11 protein-coding genes are annotated in these 16,197 nt (G+C 69.1%); 6 read left to right on the top strand and 5 right to left on the bottom strand.

Going from position 1 to position 16,197, the window contains the following annotated elements:
* The first annotated feature begins 16 nt into the window (after positions 1-16).
* Positions 17-2,263 carry a phosphocholine-specific phospholipase C gene (locus tag VAPA_RS05530; protein ID WP_021005782.1) on the top strand — a complete coding sequence of 749 codons (2,247 nt, stop codon included), beginning with the start codon at positions 17-19 and terminating at the stop codon, positions 2,261-2,263.
* A 9-nt stretch (positions 2,264-2,272) separates the two neighbouring features.
* Here VAPA_RS05530 and VAPA_RS05525 read toward each other — a convergent pair whose 3' ends face one another.
* Positions 2,273-3,526 carry an MFS transporter gene (locus VAPA_RS05525; protein WP_021005781.1) on the bottom strand — a complete coding sequence of 418 codons (1,254 nt, stop codon included), beginning with the start codon at positions 3,524-3,526 and terminating at the stop codon, positions 2,273-2,275.
* Positions 3,527-3,629: 103 nt separating this feature from the next.
* The gene (locus VAPA_RS35400; RefSeq protein ID WP_021005780.1) at positions 3,630-3,764 is read right to left on the bottom strand and encodes a hypothetical protein; all 135 of its coding nucleotides are present in this window, start codon (positions 3,762-3,764) and stop codon (positions 3,630-3,632) included.
* Positions 3,765-3,894: 130 nt separating this feature from the next.
* Between VAPA_RS35400 and VAPA_RS05520 the strand changes: the two genes are divergently transcribed.
* Together VAPA_RS05520 and VAPA_RS05515 are read left to right on the top strand one after the other, a co-directional pair.
* Complete coding sequence (locus tag VAPA_RS05520; protein WP_021005779.1) at positions 3,895-4,455, top strand: phosphonate degradation HD-domain oxygenase; 561 nt, start codon at positions 3,895-3,897, stop codon at positions 4,453-4,455.
* A 106-nt stretch (positions 4,456-4,561) separates the two neighbouring features.
* The gene (locus tag VAPA_RS05515; protein WP_021005778.1) at positions 4,562-6,343 is read left to right on the top strand and encodes an ABC transporter ATP-binding protein/permease; all 1,782 of its coding nucleotides are present in this window, start codon (positions 4,562-4,564) and stop codon (positions 6,341-6,343) included.
* On the opposite strand, the gene queC is transcribed toward VAPA_RS05515, so the two are convergent.
* Positions 6,340-7,053 (bottom strand): 7-cyano-7-deazaguanine synthase QueC, encoded by a 714-nt coding sequence (gene queC / locus VAPA_RS05510; protein WP_021005777.1) that lies wholly within the window; start codon positions 7,051-7,053, stop codon positions 6,340-6,342. The genes VAPA_RS05515 and queC overlap by 4 nt on opposite strands.
* A 149-nt stretch (positions 7,054-7,202) precedes the next feature.
* Between queC and VAPA_RS05505 the strand changes: the two genes are divergently transcribed.
* Positions 7,203-8,309: an acyltransferase family protein gene (locus tag VAPA_RS05505; protein WP_021005776.1), complete on the top strand. Its 1,107-nt coding sequence runs from the start codon at positions 7,203-7,205 to the stop codon at positions 8,307-8,309.
* A 10-nt stretch (positions 8,310-8,319) separates the two neighbouring features.
* Here VAPA_RS05505 and VAPA_RS05500 read toward each other — a convergent pair whose 3' ends face one another.
* A complete protein-coding gene (locus tag VAPA_RS05500) occupies positions 8,320-8,796 on the bottom strand; it encodes a cyanophycin metabolism-associated DUF1854 family protein (RefSeq protein ID WP_021005775.1) in 477 nt (158 codons plus the stop codon).
* Complete coding sequence (locus VAPA_RS05495; RefSeq protein WP_021005774.1) at positions 8,796-11,078, bottom strand: cyanophycin metabolism-associated ABC transporter; 2,283 nt, start codon at positions 11,076-11,078, stop codon at positions 8,796-8,798. The genes VAPA_RS05500 and VAPA_RS05495 overlap by 1 nt, the downstream gene beginning before the upstream one ends.
* A 139-nt stretch (positions 11,079-11,217) precedes the next feature.
* Between VAPA_RS05495 and VAPA_RS05490 the strand changes: the two genes are divergently transcribed.
* The gene (locus tag VAPA_RS05490; protein ID WP_021005773.1) at positions 11,218-13,464 is read left to right on the top strand and encodes a cyanophycin synthetase; all 2,247 of its coding nucleotides are present in this window, start codon (positions 11,218-11,220) and stop codon (positions 13,462-13,464) included.
* A 16-nt stretch (positions 13,465-13,480) separates the two neighbouring features.
* Positions 13,481-16,048 (top strand): cyanophycin synthetase, encoded by a 2,568-nt coding sequence (gene cphA, locus VAPA_RS05485; RefSeq protein ID WP_021005772.1) that lies wholly within the window; start codon positions 13,481-13,483, stop codon positions 16,046-16,048.
* Positions 16,049-16,197: the final 149 nt, after the last annotated feature.

Below are 16,197 nucleotides of genomic sequence, written 5' to 3'. Positions count from 1 at the left end.
GAGAGCTGCACGGACCATGAACTCGCGCCGCAGATTTCTCACAGGCACCGCCACCACCGGCGCCGCCGCGCTTGCGCTCTCGGCCTTTCCGCCGAGCATCCGCCGCGCGCTTGCCATTCCCGCCCACAACAAGACCGGCACCATCAAGGACGTCGAGCATGTCGTCATCCTGATGCAGGAGAACCGCTCGTTCGACCACTACTTCGGCACGCTGGCCGGCGTGCGCGGCTTCGGCGACCGCTTCACGATTCCTCTGCCTGCGAGCCGCAGCGTCTGGCAGCAGCTGGACGCCACCGGCAAGGAAGTGCTGCCCTATCACTTCGACAGCAGCAAGGGCAATGCCCAGCGCGATGGCGGCACACCCCACGACTGGGCGGACAGCCAGGGCGCTTGGGACGGCGGCCGCATGTACCAATGGCCACGCTACAAGACCAGCAAGGCCATGGGTTATCACAAGGACGCGGAGATCCCGTTCCAGTTCGCGCTCGCCAACGCCTTCACGCTCTGCGATGCGTACCACTGCAGCATGCACACAGGCACCGACGCGAACCGGTCCTTCCATCTCACCGGCACCAACGGCGCGAGCGCGGCCCACACGGCCTTCGTCAGCAACGAATGGGACTGGATCGATGGCCGTCCCGGCTCGGTGGGCACCGGCTACACCTGGAAGACCTATGCGGAACGCCTCGAGGCAGCGGGCGTGCGCTGGATCAGCTACCAGAACATGCCCGACGAATGGGGCGACAACATGCTGGGCGCCTTCCGGCAGTTCCGCCAGGCGAACCTCGATTCGGGCTTTCCGGTGTCCAGCGGCGGCGAGCCGAACACGCCCTATGCCGATACCGGCCAGCCGCTGCCCTACCATGCCTACGATCCGGCCACCGACGACGCGAAGAGCCCGCTGTACAAGGGCGTGGCCAACACGCTGCCAGGCACGCGGCCCGAAAACTACCTCGACGCCTTCAGGCGCGACATCCGCGAGGGCAAGCTGCCCCAGGTCTGCTGGATGAACGCACCGTCGATCTACTGCGAACATCCCGGCCCGTCCAGCCCGGTGCAGGGCGCATGGTTCCTGCAGGAAGTGCTGGATGCGCTCACCGCCGTGCCCGAGGTCTGGAGCAAGACCGTGCTGCTCGTGAACTTCGACGAGAACGACGGCTACTTCGACCACCTCCCCTCGCCCTCGGCACCTTCGCCGAACGGCGACGGCAGCTTTGCCGGCAGGACCACGCTGCCCGAAGCGGACCTGGGCCCCGAATACTTCACCCATGCGGCGCCGCCCGGCAGCACCAGGCAGCCTGCGCCCGACGGCCGCGTCTACGGCCCCGGCCCACGCGTGCCGATGTACGTGATCTCGCCCTGGAGCCGCGGCGGCTGGGTCAACTCGCAGGCTTTCGACCACACCTCCGTGCTGCGCTTCCTCGAGGCGCGCTTCGGCGTGCAGGAACCCAACATCGGCGCCTTCCGGCGCGCGGTGTGCGGCGACCTCACGAGCGCGTTCAACTTCGCCAATCCCAACGGCGAGCCGCTGCCGACGCTCGCCGGCCGCAGCACGCGGGACCAAGCCGACCAGCTGCGCCTGAGCCAGGAGGCGCTGGGCCAGGTGCCGCTGCCGCTCGATCCGCAACTGCCGCGCCAGGCCACCGGCACGCGCCCCTCGCGTGCGCTGCCCTACGAGCTGCATGCCAGCGCGCGCGCCGATGCGGCGGCTGGCACCGTGCGGCTGCTGTTCTCGAACACGGGTACGACAGGCGCGGTGTTCCATGTCTACGACAAGCTCAACCTCGACCGCCTGCCGCGCCGCTACATGGTCGAGCCCGGCAAGACGCTCGACGATGCGTGGAACGCGATGCGCGACGACAGCGGCTTCTACGACCTGTGGGTGCTCGGGCCCAACGGCTTTCACCGCCACTTCAAGGGCGACCTGAACGCCCTTCGCGCAGGCGGCGTGGCCGTGCCCGAGGTGCGCGTGTGCTACGACATCGCCAACGGCAATGTGTACCTGGAGATGCGGAACGGCGGCAAGAGCGCCTGCAAGTTCACCGTGCGTGCCAAGGCCTATCGAACCGACGGCCCGTGGACCGCAACGGTGGAAGGCGGCGCCAAGGCCGAACTGCACTGGGACCTGGCGGCCAGCGGCGCGTGGTACGACTTCACCGTGGCCTGCGATGCCGACACGAGCTTCGTGCGCCGCTTTGCCGGCCGCGTCGAGACCGGCAGGCATTCGGTGAGCGATCCGGCGATGGGCATGCCCGATCTCTGACAGCGCCAGCTACGCCGCGGCGGTGCGAAGCCGCAGATGCCGGACCCTGAACAGCAGCATCGCCGCGATGCTGACGTTCAGCAGGTTCCAGCCGATGCCATTGAGGAACGCCGCGTGGTAGCTGCCGGTCAGGTCGAACACCTTGCCCGACATCCAGCCGCCCAGCGCCATGCCGAACAGCGTGAACATCAGCACCGTGCCCACGCGCGCACCGGCTTCCTCGGGCGGAAAGTGCTCGCGCACGATGATCGCGTAAGACGGCACGATGCCGCCCTGGAACAGCCCGAACAGCGCCGAGATCACATAGAGCGACACCAGCCCGTCGAACGGCAGGAACAGCAGCAGCGCCATGCCCTGCAGCACGCCGCCCAGCAGCAGCGTGCGCAGCCCGCCGATGCGATCGCAGATCGCGCCCGACACCAGCCGGCTCACCACGCCGAAGCCCAGCATCAGCGACAGCATCTGCGCACCCTGCGCCGGGCCGTAGCCGAGGTCGCCGCAATAGGCCACGATGTGGACCTGCGGCATGGCCATGGCCACGCAGCAGGCCACGCCCGCCACGCACAGCAGGCCCTGGGCCGTGCCCATGCTGAAGCCGAAAGGCCGCGTCATGTCGCGCCGCGGCTTGGCATGGCCCGCATGGCCGGCCGGCACGGCCGCCAGTGCCGGCGGCCGCGCGCGGAAAAAGAGCGCAAGCGCCGCCATCGCCAGGCCGCAGAAGAGGCCCATGCCGATGTAGGTCTGGCGCCAGCCGACCGTCTCGATGAAGTGCTGCGCGATCGGTGGCCAGATGGCGCCGGCCACATAGTTGCCGCTCGCGCACACCGCCACCGCGATGCCGCGCCGCTTGACGAACCAGAGCGAGGTGTCCGCCACCAGCGGCGCGAAGGCCGCGGCACTGCCGAGCAGGCCGACCAGCACGGCCTGCGCCACGATGAAGGACACGATGCCGTCGGCCATGCCGCAAGCGACATAGCCGACGCCGAGGCCCAGCGCGCCGATCAGCAGGGGCCACATCACGCCGAAGCGGTCGGCCAGCCGTCCCATCAGCACGCCGCCCACTCCGAAGCCGAGCATCAGCAGGGTGTAGGGCAGCGAGGCGTCGGCGCGCGCAATGCCGAACTCGGCCTGCACGGCGGGCAGCATCACCGAGACCACGTACATGCCGCTGCTGCCGACCGTCATGACCAGCAGCGTCAGGCCGAGCCGCAGCATGGCGTAGGGCGAATCCGCCTCGTGGGCGCTTGTCTCGGATGTCTTCATTGTTTTTGCTCTGCGTCGAGGATACCCCCGCACGCGAATGCGCATGGATGCGCGCGCGCAATGACCGGCGGCGCCCGGCCGCCTGCGCGCCGATGGCGGCAAATCAGCCCGTGAACAGGACCGGCATCACGACATCCGCCGAAGCCTTGGGCACCGGCACGCCGGGCTTGGGCTTGTCGTCGCAGCCGGCCGACACCAGGCCGATGCAGAACAGAAGAACAAGGACTGTGCTTCTCATGCGGCGGATGCTATGCCCGCCTTCATGCAAGTCAAGTCGGACGCCGCGCCGACCGCGCAGCGCCGCGGCATGGCACCCCACGGGGCTTCGTCATGCCGGTGTCATTGCGGTGCGCGAAGCTGGCAGGTCCATGACACTCGACCTCGCCGAGATCGCCCGCCTGTTCGCCGAACGCGGCAGGGTCGCCTATGCGGGCGAGCCGGTGTCGCAGCTCGAGCATGCGCTGCAGTGCGCATGGCTTGCCGAGCAGGCCGGCGCGGGCGATGCGCTGGTCACGGCGTCGCTGCTGCACGACCTCGGCCACCTGCTGATCGCCGAGCACCAGACCCTGGCGCGCTCGCCCACCGAACTGGGCATCGACGACCGCCACCAGTACATCGCCATGCCCCTGCTGCGCGGCATCTTCGGCGCCGAGGTGCGCGAGCCGATCCGGCTGCATGTGGACGCCAAGCGCTACCTTTGCGCGACACGGCCCGGCTACTTCTCCCGGCTCTCGCCCGATTCGGTGCGCAGCCTCGCGCTGCAGGGCGGCGTGATGGACAACGCTGCGGCGCAGCGCTTTGCCGATCAGCCCTGGGCCGGCGATGCGGTGCGGCTGCGGCTGTGGGACGAGGAGGCGAAGGTGCAGGGGCTCGACACGCCGCCGCTCGAACACTTCCTGGAGATCGCGGCGCGGGTCCTGCTGCACTGAGCACTTGTCGGCGTGCCGGGGCCGGTTCAGTCCCGCTTAAGGAACATTTGACTACCATGGTTTCCTCACGATGTCCGGCGCGCCCGCGCCCAGCGAGGAAATCTGCATGTCTTTATCCGTTCCGGCGCGCGCCGCCACGTTCGCCCAAGTCCTGCGCCGCGTCTTCGCGCTCGCGGCGCCCTACTTCCGTTCCGAGGAGAAATGGCGCGCCCGCGCCATGCTGCTGGGCATCGTCGCGCTGAACCTGTTCTATGTGTACGTGGCGGTGCTGGGCAACCAGTGGTACGGGCGCTTCTACGATGCGCTGCAGAACAAGGATTCGGCGGTCTTCTGGCGCGAGGTCGGCGTCTTCGGCTGGATCGCCTTCGCCAACATCGCGGTGCAGGTGCTCAAGTTCTATGTGACGCAGCTGCTGCAGCTGCGCTGGCGCACCTGGATGACGCGCGACTACCTGTCGCGCTGGATGTCCGACCGCACCTTCTATCACCTCGAACTCGCGCGCTATGCCAACAACGATGGCCAGGCGCCGGACAACCCCGACCAGCGGATCCAGGAAGACATGCAACTGTTCACCGACTACACGATGACACTGTCGATGGGCCTCCTGAACGCCGTGGTCACGCTGGTGAGCTTCGTCGGCATCCTGTGGGCGCTGTCGGGCAGCTTCGCGTTCTCGATGGGCGGCAGCAGCTACCAGATCGCGGGTGCGATGGTCTGGCTGGCGGTGGCCTACTGCGTGGTGGGCACGGTCATCACGCACTTCATCGGCCGCCCGCTCATTGGCACCAACTTCCGGCAGCAGCGCTTCGAGGCCGACTTCCGGCACCACCTGGTGCGGGTGCGCGAGTACAGCGAGGCCATTGCGCTGGACAAGGGCGAGAAGGTCGAACACGGCCAACTCGACCTGCGCTTCGGCAGCGTGCTGCGCAACTACCTGGTGCTCATCAAGCAGCAGAAGAACCTGATCACCTTCACCTCGTTCTTCGGACAGGCCGCGGTGATCTTCCCGTTCCTGGTGGCCGCGCCGCGGTTTTTCAGCGGTGCCATCCAGCTCGGCCAATTGATGCAGATCTCGTCGGCCTTCGGCAAGGTGCAGGATTCGCTCAGCTGGTTCGTCGACAACTACGACCGCGTGGCGGTCTGGCGCGCAACCACCGACCGACTCACCAGCTTCGACGATGCCATGCGCGCGCACGCCGCGCGAAGCCAGTCGCTCGAGCGCGACGGCACCGCGCCGGTGCTGCAAACCGGCGACCTCACGGTGGCGCTGCCCAACGGCACTTCGCTCCTCGCAGGGGCGGCGCTCGCGGTCCAGCCGGGCGACAGCGTGCTGCTGCAGGGTCCTTCGGGTAGCGGCAAGTCGACCCTGTTCCGCACCTTCGCCGGCATCTGGCCGTTTGCGCGCGGCCATGTGAGAGTGCCCGAGGGCGCGGTGTTCATGCCGCAGCGGCCCTACGTGCCGGACGGCACCCTGCGCAACGCGCTGGCCTACCCCCAGCCGGCCGCGAACTACAGCGATGCCGAGCTGCGCCAGGCACTGGTCGACGCGCTGCTGCCCGACCTCGCGAGCCGCCTCGACGACAGCGATGCCTGGAGTCAGAAGCTCTCGGGCGGCGAGCAGCAGCGGCTGTCCATCGCACGCGTGCTGCTGAAGAAACCATCATGGCTCTTTGCCGACGAGATCACCAGCGCGCTCGACGCCGAGGCCGAGGGCGTGCTCTACAAGCGGCTCTCCGACCGGGTGAAGGCCGCGGGCGGCGCCATGGTGTCGATCGCGCACCGTGCGGCGGTCGGCGATTTCCACAACCAGCGCTGGGCACTGGTACCCCAGCTCGAAGGCGCACCGGCGGGCGGCGCGCGCTACCGGCTGGAGACTGCGGCTACCTAGGATTGCTGGAGGCGAGCGGCGTAGCGCTCCCAGCCCTTCTTGCGCAGGTCGCAGGCGGGGCACTCGCCGCAGCCATAGCCCCAGGCCTGGCGATGTTCGCGGTCACCAAGGTAGCAGGTGTGGGTTTCTTCCACGATGAGGTCGACCAGCGGCTCGCCGCCCAGGCGGTGCGCCATCTGCCAGGTCTCGGCCTTGTCGATCCACATCAGCGGCGTCTCGATGACCAGGCGGCGCTCCAGCCCGAGCGAGAGCGCGAGCTGCATGGCCTTCATGGTGTCGTCGCGGCAGTCGGGGTAGCCGGAGAAGTCGGTCTCGCAGACGCCGGTGACGATCACCTGCAGCCCGCGCCGGTAGGCCAGCGCACCGGCCAGCGTGAGGAACAGCAGGTTGCGTCCGGGCACGAAGGTGTTGGGCAGGCCGTCGGCCTGCATTTCGAAGGCCACTTCCTCCGTGAGCGAGGAGCCGCCGAGCTGGGCCAGCGCGGCCAGCGTGAGCACGTGGTCTTCGCCCAGGCGCGGTGCCCAGTCGGGAAAGCGCTCGCGCATCTTCGCGCGGATGGTGCCGCGCACGTCGAGCTCGACGCGGTGCCGCTGGCCATAGTCGAAGCCCAGCGTCTCGACGCGCTGGTACTTGGACAGCGCGTCCGCGAGGCAGGTGGTCGAATCCTGGCCACCGGAGAACAGGACGAGGGCGGTGGTGTGCAGGGGCATGTCCGTCTCTTCAAAACCGCGATTTTCGCAGGCTCTGCGGCGCAGCGTGGCGCCGCGCCAACAACCACGGCTGCGCAGGCACCGCGGCGCACCACAAAAGTACTATCTCGGGCAGAATCCGCGCGATTCGACAGGAGAGGCCGCTCAGCATGCGCGAACAAAGGTCGATCAACGACCTCGACGATTACCTGGAGACCCGCAATTTCGCAGCACTCGATGGGCTGCGAGCCGTTGCCGTCTTCCTCGTTTTCGGGTTCCACTTCGGCGGGCCGCGTTGGGACAAGTTCTCCGGCTGGCTCGGCGTGCACGCCTTTTTCGTGCTCTCCGGCTTCCTGATCACCACGCTGCTGCTGCGCGAGCGCGATGCCACAGGCGCGGTGTCGCTGAAGGCGTTCTACATCCGTCGCGCAGCCCGGATCCTGCCGCTCTACCTTCTCGTCTACCTGCTGGTGCTCGGCCTGAGCTATGTCGCCCAGGGTGCGGCCTGGGAGCAGATGAAGGCGGCAACGCCCTACTACCTCACGTTGCTGAACGAGTTCGCCGAATTCGCGCCGCTGCAGATGACCTGGACCCTGGGCATCGAGTGGAAGTACTACCTGGTGTGGCCGGCGCTGTTCGCACTGTTCGGTTCCACGGCCGCCTCGCGCTTCGGGACCGCCGCGTGCAGCCTCGCACTGCTGGCTGCCGTCTGGATGACGGGCGCCCACCCGGCCGGATTCTCGCCCTGGCACTACCTTGGAATGCTGGTGGGCTCGACGGTGGCAATGGCGATGCACACGCGCCGGACCTTCGCATGGATGCGCGGCCTCATGACGCAGACGGCCGCCATCGCGATTGCGCTGGCCCTGTTCCTGGTGCACCGCAAGTCGCTCGCGATCAGCGCCCGGTTCGGCGAGCCGCAGCTCATCGCGTTGTACGTGGTGCTGGTGGGCCTGTGGCTGCCTTCGCTGGTTGTGGCGAACAGCTGGCTGCGCCAGCTTCTTTCGTCGCGCTTCGTGCTGTTCGTGGGGCACCGCTCGTACGCGATGTACCTGGTGCAGTACCTGGCGGCGCAGGCCGTGATCGGCATCTCGCCCACCACGGTGGCGGGGGCAACACTGCTGTTCGCGTCCTTCGGCGTGGCGCTGGTTGCCTCCGACTTTCTCTACCGCCGGTTCGAGAAGCCGATCACCGACTGGGGCCACCGGCAGGCCCGGGCGGCCACCCAGCCGGCACCCGCATTGCCGGCCGCACCGGGCGGCGCGGCGTCGGCCTGAACGCGGCGGTCTAGAGAAAGCGCTCCAGCAGCTTGCGCGAGGCGCGGTCGAGCACCTTCACGTCGGGAATGCGGAACTGCACGCCGTGCGCGCTGGCAATCAGCAACGCGCCGCCTTCGAGCCGGCGGATGTCTTCCTCGGCCTTGAGCACGAAGCTGGTGTCGCCGCGGTCGGTGCTCACGGTCCAGGTGCTGGGCACGCCGAAGCTCGACACGCCGTGCAGCTTCAGCAGCGTGGGCGCGAAGTCGCGCACCGCCAGCTCCTGTTCGAGCAGCGCCCGCGTCGCCGCAGGCAAGGCTTCGACGCGGTCGATCCAGACCAGTTCGCGGCCCTCGCTGCCGACCAGCGACACGCCTTCGCCCGGCGCGCTGAGCGGAAAGGCGCGCACGGGCGTCACGCCCGCATGGCGCTCGCCCTGCGCATCGGTCAGCACCAGGCGACCGAAGGCATCGCGCTCGAGATCGAAAGTGGGATTGGTGTCGCTCATCACGCTTCTCCGGCCGGGTGGGCTGCATGGCTGATGACCAGCGGCAGCTGCGCGCCGGCGCGTTCTTCGACGGCGCCTTCGCTCGCGTCCTCGTCGCCCTGGCGCAACTGCGCCTGGTAGAGCCGCCAATAGGCGCCCTGCCTGGCCATCAAGTCGTCGTGCGGGCCGACCTCGACCACCTCGCCGCGGTCCATGACCACCAGCCGGTCGGCCTTGCGCAGCGTCGACAGCCGGTGCGCAATGGCGATGGTGGTGCGGCCCTGCACGAGGTTGTCGAGCGCCTTCTGGATTTCCTTCTCGGTCTCGGTGTCCACGGCCGAGGTGGCCTCGTCGAGGATCAGGATGCGCGGGTCGATCAGGAGCGCGCGCGCAATGCTGATGCGCTGCCGCTCGCCGCCCGACAGGCCCTGGCCACGCTCGCCCACGAGCGAGTCGTAGCCGTGCGGCAGGCGCAGGATGAAGTCGTGCGCATGCGCGGCGCGCGCGGCGGCCACCACTTCCTCGCGCGTGGCGTCGGGCTTGCCGTAGGCGATGTTCTGCGCGATGGTGCCGAAAAACAGGAATGGCTCCTGCAGCACCAGCCCGACGTGGCGCCGGTAATCGGCCACGGCAAAGCGGCGGATGTCGGTGCCGTCGACCTTGATGGCACCGTCGGTCACGTCGTAGAAGCGGCAGATCAGGTTGACCAGCGTGCTCTTGCCCGAGCCGCTGTGGCCCACGAGGCCGATCATCTCGCCGGGTTCGATGGTCAGGTCGAGGTCGTGGATCACGGCGCGCGAACCGTAGCGAAAGCCCAGCCCGCTCATTTCGATGCGGCCCTGCACGCGCTCGATCTTCACCGGGTTGGCCGGCTCGGGCACGTTGCTCACGTGGTCGAGGATGTCGAAGATGCGCTTGGCGCCGGCCGCCGCCTTCTGCGTGACCGAGACGATGCGGCTCATCGAGTCGAGCCGCGTGTAGAAGCGGCCGATGTAGGCAATGAAGGCGGTGAGCACGCCCACGGTGATGCTGCCGCGCGCCACCTGCCAGATGCCGAAGCCCCAGACCACGAGCAGGCCGATTTCGGTCAGCAGCGAGACGGTGGGCGTGAACAGCGACCAGGTGCGGTTGAGCTTGTCGTTGACCTGCAGGTTGTAGGCGTTGGCCACGCGGAAGCGCTCGGCTTCGCGGCGCTCCTGCGCAAAGGCCTTGACCACGCGGATGCCCGGGATGGTGTCGGCCAGCACGTTCGTCACCTCGGACCACACGCGGTCGATCTTCTCGAAGCCGGTGCGCAGCCGGTCGCGCACCACGTGGATCATCCAGGCGATGAAGGGCAGCGGCACCAGCGTGACCACGGCCAGCAGCGGGTTGATGGAGACCAGGATGACCGCGGTCATCACGATCATCAGCACGTCGTTCGCGAAATCCAGCGCGTGCAGCGAGAGGAACACGTTGATGCGGTCGGTTTCCGAACCGATACGCGCCATCAGGTCGCCGGTGCGCTTGCCGCCGAAATAGTCGAGCGGCAGGGTCAGCAGATGCTCGTAGGTGGTGGTGCGCAGGTCGGCGCCGATGCGCTCCGAAACCAGCGCCAGCAGGTAGGTGCGCGCCCAGCCCAGGCCCCAGCCGACCAGCGCCGCGCCCAGCAGCCCGCTCAGATAGAGCCCGACGCGGGACGGATCGATCTTCTGCCCGTTCTGGAACGGAATCAGGATGTCGTCCATCAGCGGGATGGTCAGGTAGGGCGGCACCAGGGTCGCGGCCGTGGAGATCAGGGTCAGCAGGAACCCTGCGATCAGCTGTTTGCGATAGGGCTTGGCAAAGCGGCCCAGCCGCAGCAGCACCCAGGTCGAGGGCGGCGTCTGGAGCTCGGCGTCGGGCAAGGCCAGGTCATCGCCGTCGGGTTCGGCTGTCGCCTCGGCGACAGTGCCGTTTTCGCGCTGGCCGAAGAGCTTGAGCAGCCGCAGCGCGGCCGGCTGGCTGGCCAGCGTGTAGCGCCAGCGTGCCAAACGGCCCTCGGCGCCCTCCAGATCGAGCGTTCCAACGCCCGAATGGTCGCTCAAACGCAGGCGGAGGGACGAATCCGATAGTGTCCACTCACACCACGCGCCGCCGGGTTGCAGCGCCAGCAGCCGCCGATCGGTCAGGGCCACGAGCCCAAAGGTAAACAGAAGTTCATCGTCGAGGTCAACCGGTAGTGTGACCAGAACGTTTTCCGCGGCTGCGAGCCGGCTTTTCAGCGCGTCTGAGGCCGCCTCGGTTTCGCCCTCCCGGGTGCCGACTGGATCGTGATGTTGCATTGTGTTTCTTTGACTCTTGCCCGTCGCGGGCCGCATGGACCGCGTCATGGCGTCCTTTGTCGGGCGCCGATTCTGACCGATTGCCATGGGCGCGCTTGAAGGCGCCGCGGTGCTCGGCCAAAGCACATCGAACGTTTGCATGACCCGTTTCGACGACATCCGCCTGCTGCGCATCAACTATCTGCGCGGTCCCAACCTCTGGACCTACCGGCCCGTGCTGGAAGTCTGGCTCGACCTGGGCCAGCTGGAAGACTACCCCTCCAACAAGATCGACGGCTTCACCGACCGGCTCACGACCCTGCTGCCGGCGCTCATCGAGCACCACTGCGGCGTGGGCGAGCGCGGCGGCTTCATCCAGCGGCTGACCGAAGGCACCTGGTCGGGCCATGTGCTGGAGCACGTGGTGATCGAGCTCCTGAACCTGGCCGGCATGCCGACCGGCTTCGGGCAAACCCGCAGCACCTCGGAGCACGGCGTCTATCGCATGGTGTTCCGCGCGCGCGACGAGCAGGTCGCCCGCGTCGCGCTGGCCGAAGGCCACCGCCTGCTGATGGCGGCCATCAACAACGACCCCTTCACCGCCGATGACGTGCAGAAGGCGGTCGATGCCGTCAAGGCCAAGGTCGAGGACTGCTACCTGGGCCCGAGCACCGCGGCCATCGTGTCCGCCGCCACCGACCGCGGCATTCCGCACATCCGGCTGAACAGCGGCAACCTGGTGCAGCTGGGCTACGGCGCCAACCAGCAGCGCATCTGGACTGCCGAGACCGACTACACCAGCGCCATCGGCGAATCGATTGCCAGCGACAAGGAGCTCACCAAGTCGCTGCTCGCGAGCTGCGGCGTGCCCGTGCCCGAGGGCCAGGTGGTGGCCAGCGCCGAAGAAGCCTGGGAAGCCGCCGAGGACATCGGCCTGCCGGTGGCCGTGAAGCCGTCGGACGCCAACCACGGCCGCGGCGTGTCGCTCGAGCTGACGACCCGCGAGGAAGTCATGGCCGCCTTCGCGGTGGCCGAGCCCGAAGGCAGCGACGTGATGGTCGAGCGCTTCATCCGCGGCCACGAACACCGCCTGCTGGTGGTGGGCGGCGAGGTGGTGGCGGCCGCGCGCGGCGAGATCATCACCGTGACGGGCGACGGCAAGAGCACCGTCGCCGAGCTGATCGAGAAGCAGCTCAACAGCGATCCGCGCCGCGGCGCCGAAGAGGAATATCCGCTCGACCTGATCGTTCTGGAGACCGACGCCAAGCTGCAGCTCGAACTCAAGCGCCAGGAACTCGACGGCGCCTCGGTTCCGGCGGCCGGCCGCGTGGTCACGATCCAGCGCAACGGCAACATGGCCAACGACTGCACCGACCAGGTCCATCCCGAAGTCGCGCATGCCGCCGTGCTGGCCGCGCGCGTGGTGGGCCTGGACATCGCGGGCATCGACCTCGTGGCGCAGGACATCGGCAAGCCGCTCGGCCCGCAGCGCGGCGCCATCGTCGAAGTGAATGCCGGCCCCGGCCTGCTGATGCACCTGAAGCCGGCCGTCGGCTCGCCGCGCCCGGTGGGCCGTGCGATCTGCGACCACCTGTTCCCGGGCGATGCGCCGGGCCGCATCCCCGTGATCGGCGTGGCCGGCTCGCGCGACACCGCGGTGCTCGCGCGCCTGGTCGCGTGGCTCATCAACCTGGGCGGGCGCCACACCGGCCTCGCCTGCCGCGACGGCCTGTTCCTCGAACGCCGCCGCGTCGATGCGCGCGACAGCGCCAACTGGGACGCCGGCCACCGCCTGCTCGTGAACCGCGCGGTGGAAGCGGTGGTGATCGAGAACGGCGCCGAAACCATCCTGCGCGACGGCCTGGCCTACGACCGCTGCGAAATCGGCATCGTGACCGACCTCGAAGGCGCCGAGGCGCTGGCCGACTACGACATCACCGAGAGCGACCAGATGGTCAAGGTGCTGCGCACGCAGGTCGACGTGGTGCTCGGCGAAGGCACCGCGGTACTCAACGCGGGCGATCCGCGCGTCGCCGGCCTGGCGCCGCTGTGCGACGGTGCCGTCATTCTCTACGCGGCCGACCCGCAGGCCGTCGCGCTCACGGCGCACCAGGCCGCCGGCGGCAAGGCCGTGCTGGTGCGGCAGGACCGCGTGGTGCTGGCCAACGGCAGCAGCGAGTCCTTCCTGCCCGGCCTCGGCCGCCTGACCGTCTGGCGCGCCACGCACGCGGGCGTCAGCCTGGAGAGCCTGCTGGCCGCCGTGGCCGCGGCCTGGGCGCTGGGCATTCCGCTGAACCTCATCGGCGCAGGCGTGGAGGCCTTCGAGGCCGACCTGCAGGCGGCGCTGGCCTCACTGCAGCTTTCGCAGACCCAGCCGCTTTCGTCCCCCCAACTGCAACTCGCCTGAAGCGCACCGCCGCCCCATGAAAGTCACCCGTATCCGCGCCCTGCGCGGCCCCAATCTCTGGAGCCGCCACACCGCCTTCGAAGCGGTGGTTGCCTGCGAAGGCGATGAAAACGCCATCAGCCGCCTGCCGGGCTTCGAAGCACGCCTGCGCGCACGGTTTCCCACCATCGGCGAGCTGCATCCGATGGTGCTGGGCCAGCCGCTGGCACTGGCGCACGTGCTCGAGAACGCCGCCGTGGCGCTGCAGGCCCAGGCCGGCTGCGCGGTCAACTTCGGCCACACCTCGCCCACGGTGGAAGACGGCGTCTACCAGGTCGTCTTTCAATACAGCGAAGAAGCCGTGGGCCGCCGCGCAATCGAACTGGCCGAACAGCTGATCGCGGCCGCGCTGGCCGACACCGCCTTCGACGCCGGCGCCGCCATCACCGAGCTGCGCGACCTCGACGAATCGGAGCGCCTCGGCCCGAGCACCGGCTCCATCGTCGACGCCGCCGTGGCGCGCGGCATTCCCTACCGCCGCCTGACCAGCGGCAGCCTGGTGCAGTTCGGCTGGGGCTCCAGGCAGCGCCGCATCCAGGCGGCCGAGGTCGACAGCACCAGCGGCGTGGCCGAATCGATCGCGCAGGACAAGGAACTCACCAAGCAGCTGCTCAACGCCGCCGGCGTGCCGGTGCCGCTGGGCCGCCCGGTCTCCGATGCGCAGGACGGCTGGGCCGCGGCCATGGAAATCGGCCTGCCCGTGGTGGTGAAGCCGCAGGACGGCAACCAGGGCAAGGGCGTCACCGTCAACATCACGACGCAAGAGCAACTCACGGCCGCCTACGACTCGGCCGCCGTGTACGGCGAAGTCATGGTCGAGAAATTCCTGCCCGGCTTCGACTTCCGCCTGCTGGTGGTGGGCGACCGCCTGGTGGCCGCCGCGCGGCGCGACCCGCCGCACGTGATCGGCGACGGCAGCGCCACCGTGCGCCAGCTGGTGGACACCGTGAACCTCGACCCGCGCCGCGGCGAAGGCCACGCCACCTCGCTCACCAAGATCCGCCTGGACGACATCGCCATCGGCCGGCTCGAGGCCCAGGGCCTCACGCCCGACAGCGTGCCCGCGCGCGGCCAGCGCGTGGTGCTGCGCAACAACGCCAACCTGTCCACCGGCGGCACCGCCACCGACGTGACCGACACCGTGCATCCCGAAGTGGCCGCGCGCGCGGTCGATGCGGCGCAGATGGTCGGGCTGCACATCTGCGGCGTCGACATGGTGTGCGAGAACGTGCTGCGCCCGCTCGAGGAACAGCACGGCGGCGTGGTCGAGGTGAATGCCGCGCCCGGCCTGCGCATGCACATCTCGCCCTCCTTCGGCCGCGGCCGCGCGGTGGGCGAGGCCGTCATGGACACCCTCTTCGCGCACGGCGACGACGGCCGCATCCCGGTGGTGGCCGTCACAGGCACCAACGGCAAGACCACCACGGCGCGCCTCATCAACCACCTGCTCTCGTCGAGCGGCCTGCGCACCGGCATGACCAACACCGACGGCGTGTACGTCGACGGCCGCCAGACCGACAGCGGCGACTGCAGCGGCCCCAAGAGCGCGCGCAACGTGCTCATGCACCCCGACGTGGATGCGGCCGTGTTCGAAGTGGCGCGCGGCGGCGTGCTGCGCGAAGGCCTCGGCTTCGACCGCTGCCAGGTGGCCGTGGTCACCAACATCGGCAGCGGCGACCACCTGGGCCTGAACTACATCACCACCGTCGAAGACCTCGCGGTGCTCAAGCGCGTGATCGTGCGCAACGTCGCGCCCGACGGCTATGCGGTGCTCAATGCCGCCGACGTCAACGTCGCCGCCATGGCCGCCGGCTGCCCCGGCCACGTGATCTTCTTCACCGCCGACCGCCAGCATCCGGTGATGGCCACGCACCGCGCGCAGGGCAAGCGCACCGTCTACATCGACCAGGACACGCTGGTGGCGGCCGAAGGCTCCTGGCGCGAGCGCATCGCGCTGCGCGACGTGCCCATCACGCGCGGCGGCACCATCGGCTTCCAGGTCGACAACGTGATGGCGGCCGTGGCCGCCGCATGGGCCGTGGGCCTCGACTGGGACACCATCCGCAGCGGCCTCGCAAGCTTCCTGAACGACGCGGCCGGCGTGCCGGGGCGCTTCAACGTCATGGACTACCGCGGCGCGACCGTGATCGCCGACTACGGCCACAACACCGACGCCATGCGCGCGCTGGTCTCGGCCGTGGACACCATGCCGGCCAACAAGCGCTCGGTGGTGATCAGCGGCGCGGGCGACCGGCGCGATTCCGACATCCGCGACCAGACCGCCATCCTCGGCCAGGCCTTCGACGACGTGATCCTCTACCAGGACGCAGCCCAGCGCGGTCGTGCCGACGGCGAGGTGATGGCACTGCTGCGCCAGGGCCTGCAGGGCGCGGCGCGCACGCGCTACATCGACGAGATCCGCGGCGAATTCGTCGCCATCGACACCGCACTGGCGCGCCTGCAGCCCGGCGACCTGTCGCTGATCCTGGTCGACCAGGTCGAGGAAGCGCTGGCGCACCTGGCGCAGCGCATCGCGGCGGGCTGACGCGCCCCGGGCCGGCCACGCCGGCCCATGCCGGACACGTCCCACACGCAGGGGCGAGTCCGGCCGGGCCTGCTGTCTGTGCAGTCCCACACCCTGCATGCGTTGCGCCGGACCACACTGTGTGTCCGGTCGCGCTTTCGGAGGGCGCG

The organism is Variovorax paradoxus B4, assembly GCF_000463015.1.
In the GTDB taxonomy this organism is placed as follows: Bacteria; Pseudomonadota; Gammaproteobacteria; order Burkholderiales; family Burkholderiaceae_C; genus Variovorax; species Variovorax paradoxus_E.
The sequence above is the reverse complement of the archived record's forward strand: the minus strand, read 5'-3'. Positions and strand labels throughout refer to the sequence as shown.

What these genes read in the sequence shown, in the direction of transcription:
- VAPA_RS05530 (WP_021005782.1), top strand. Translation starts at nt 17, where the DNA reads ATGAACTCGCGCCGCAGATTTCTCACAGGCACCGCCACCACCGGCGCC.
- VAPA_RS05525 (WP_021005781.1), bottom strand. Translation starts at nt 3,526, where the DNA reads ATGAAGACATCCGAGACAAGCGCCCACGAGGCGGATTCGCCCTACGCC.
- VAPA_RS35400 (WP_021005780.1), bottom strand. Translation starts at nt 3,764, where the DNA reads ATGAGAAGCACAGTCCTTGTTCTTCTGTTCTGCATCGGCCTGGTGTCG.
- VAPA_RS05520 (WP_021005779.1), top strand. Translation starts at nt 3,895, where the DNA reads ATGACACTCGACCTCGCCGAGATCGCCCGCCTGTTCGCCGAACGCGGC.
- VAPA_RS05515 (WP_021005778.1), top strand. Translation starts at nt 4,562, where the DNA reads ATGTCTTTATCCGTTCCGGCGCGCGCCGCCACGTTCGCCCAAGTCCTG.
- queC (WP_021005777.1), bottom strand. Translation starts at nt 7,053, where the DNA reads ATGCCCCTGCACACCACCGCCCTCGTCCTGTTCTCCGGTGGCCAGGAT.
- VAPA_RS05505 (WP_021005776.1), top strand. Translation starts at nt 7,203, where the DNA reads ATGCGCGAACAAAGGTCGATCAACGACCTCGACGATTACCTGGAGACC.
- VAPA_RS05500 (WP_021005775.1), bottom strand. Translation starts at nt 8,796, where the DNA reads ATGAGCGACACCAATCCCACTTTCGATCTCGAGCGCGATGCCTTCGGT.
- VAPA_RS05495 (WP_021005774.1), bottom strand. Translation starts at nt 11,078, where the DNA reads ATGCAACATCACGATCCAGTCGGCACCCGGGAGGGCGAAACCGAGGCG.
- VAPA_RS05490 (WP_021005773.1), top strand. Translation starts at nt 11,218, where the DNA reads ATGACCCGTTTCGACGACATCCGCCTGCTGCGCATCAACTATCTGCGC.
- cphA (WP_021005772.1), top strand. Translation starts at nt 13,481, where the DNA reads ATGAAAGTCACCCGTATCCGCGCCCTGCGCGGCCCCAATCTCTGGAGC.